Here is a 2,506-nt window from a genome sequence, read left to right on the forward strand (position 1 = left end):
GTGCCCTCGTCTGAGCACCCAAATCATTACAGGAAGAACGGGCTTGGCTGGAATAAACGCTCGACGTCGGTAATAAATTTTTTATCGGTCAGGAACATAATAACGTGGTCACCCTGCTCAATACGTAAATTATCATTGGCGATCATCACATCATTACCTCGCACTACTGCGCCGATAATGGTGCCTGGTGGAAGTTTAATTTCATCGATTGCGCGACCAACAACGCGTGACGTCGTTTCATCCCCGTGAGCGACGGCTTCAATGGCTTCAGCAACACCACGACGAAGAGATGACACGCCGACAATATCCGCTTTACGCACATGGCTTAGCAGGGCAGAGATGGTGGCTTGCTGGGGTGAAATAGCAATATCAATTACGCTACCCTGTACCAGATCGACATAAGCCTTACGCTGGATAAGCACCATAACTTTTTTCGCCCCCATACGTTTAGCGAGCATGGCGGACATAATATTCGCTTCGTCGTCGTTGGTGACGGCAATAAAAAGATCAACCTGATCGATATGCTCTTCGGCCAGCAATTCCTGATCCGAAGCATCGCCATAAAACACGATGGTATTCTGAAGTTTTTCAGCCAGCTCTGACGCGCGTTGTTGATCCCGTTCGATCAGCTTCACGCTGTAGTCTTTTTCCAGCCGTCTCGCCAGACCTGCGCCAATATTACCGCCGCCAACCAGCATAATACGTTTATACGGTTTTTCGAGACGCTGTAGTTCACTCATCACCGCACGGATATGCTGAGAAGCCGCAATAAAGAAGACTTCATCCCCGGCTTCTACAATGGTGGAACCTTGCGGACGAATAGGTCTGTCGTGACGGAAAATCGCCGCAACACGCGTATCGATATGTGGCATATGCTCGCGCATTGTCGATAGGGCATTACCAATCAGCGGGCCCCCGTAATAAGCCTTCACGACCGCCAGGCTTACTTTCCCTTCAGCAAAGTTCACAACCTGCAACGCGCCCGGGTACTCAATCAGACGATAAATACTGTCGATAACCAGCTGTTCAGGCGCAATAAGATGGTCGATGGGTACCGCTTCGGAATTAAACAGCTTCTCCGCATCCCGGACATAGTCCGGAGAACGAATGCGGGCGATGCGGTTTGGGGTGTTGAAAAGCGAGTAGGCCACCTGAAATGCAACCATGTTGGTTTCATCAGAACTGGTTACTGCAACCAGCATGTCGGCATCGTCCGCGCCCGCTTCCCGAAGCACACGTGGATGAGAGCCGTGCCCCTGAACAACGCGGAGGTCGAACTTGTCCTGCAAAACGCGCAGGCGATCGCCATTGGTATCCACAATGGTGATATCGTTGTTTTCACCCACGAGATTTTCCGCCAGCGTTCCGCCAACTTGCCCTGCGCCCAGAATGATAATTTTCATCTTTTGTGACCTGTTCTCAACATCACTCTTTGATTAGCTTAGCGTAAAAGAAACCATCACCCTCTTCTGCGCCCGGCAGGTTTTGCAGACCCGGGTGCTCAGGCGTTCCCGTATCGTGCAGCGTAGCGTCCGGGGTGCGTTTCAGGAAAGCCGCAATTTGCTGACTGTTCTCTTCCGGGAGAACAGAGCAGGTTGCATACACGAGGGTTCCGCCGGGTTTGAGATGCGGCCAGATGGCATCCAGAATTTCGGATTGCAACTGGGCAAGCTCCTTGATATCACGATCGCGACGCAGCCATTTGATATCGGGATGACGACGAATCACGCCGGTTGCTGAGCAGGGGGCGTCCAGCAAAATGCGATCGAACCGGGTATCACCACACCAGTCAGCGGGTTTGCGTCCATCGCCTTGCTTAACCTGTGCTTTCATACCCAGACGCTTAAGGTTGTCATAGACGCGTGAAAGGCGCTGCTCATCAACATCCACGGCCATCACGCTGGCCTGCGGCGCCACTTCCAGGATGTGCGTTGTTTTCCCCCCTGGCGCTGCACAGAGATCGAGGATCTGCTCCCCGTCTTTCGGCTCAAGCCAGGTCATGCAGCCCTGAGCAGATGCGTCCTGTACCGTTACCCAGCCCTCTTCAAAACCGGGTAATGCATGTACCGGTGCAGGGGAGGCTAAACGAACCGCATCAGGATAAGCAGCGTGTGTGAAGCCGCTCATTCCGGCCTCTTCCAGCAGGGCCAACCATGCGTCGCGTGTATGATGGTTACGATTGACGCGTAACCACATCGGCGGACGTTGATTATTGGCATCCACAATGTCTTGCCATTGCTGTGGGTAGGCTTTTTTAAGGCGATTCAGCAGCCATTCAGGGTGAAGGAAGCGCGCTTCGCTTTGCGCAAATTCTGCCAGCAGTTCGTCCTGCTGACGCTGGAACTGACGCAGCACGCCGTTGATCAATCCTTTTAGCTGAGAACGTTTAATCGCAACGGCACCCTCCACTGTCTCGGCCAGCGCAGCATGAGGTGGAATGCGGGTATGAAGAAGCTGGTAGAAACCGACCATGATCAAATAATGCACGGTACGCTGCTTGCCGCTC

At 53.0% G+C, this 2,506-nt stretch carries 2 protein-coding genes; both read right to left on the reverse strand.

Annotated features, from left to right (window positions below):
- Nucleotides 1-26: 26 nt before the first annotated feature.
- Nucleotides 27-1,403: a Trk system potassium transporter TrkA gene (trkA, locus tag IPZ49_RS22885; protein WP_193762892.1), complete on the reverse strand. Its 1,377-nt coding sequence runs from the start codon at nucleotides 1,401-1,403 to the stop codon at nucleotides 27-29.
- Between the two features lie 22 nt (nucleotides 1,404-1,425).
- Nucleotides 1,426-2,506: 16S rRNA (cytosine(967)-C(5))-methyltransferase RsmB (gene rsmB / locus IPZ49_RS22890; RefSeq protein ID WP_193762893.1), on the reverse strand; the 1,081-nt coding region annotated here is incomplete at its 5' end.

Source organism: Enterobacter cloacae complex sp. S2, from assembly GCF_015159675.1.
GTDB classification, from domain to species: domain Bacteria; phylum Pseudomonadota; class Gammaproteobacteria; order Enterobacterales; family Enterobacteriaceae; genus Enterobacter; species Enterobacter intestinihominis.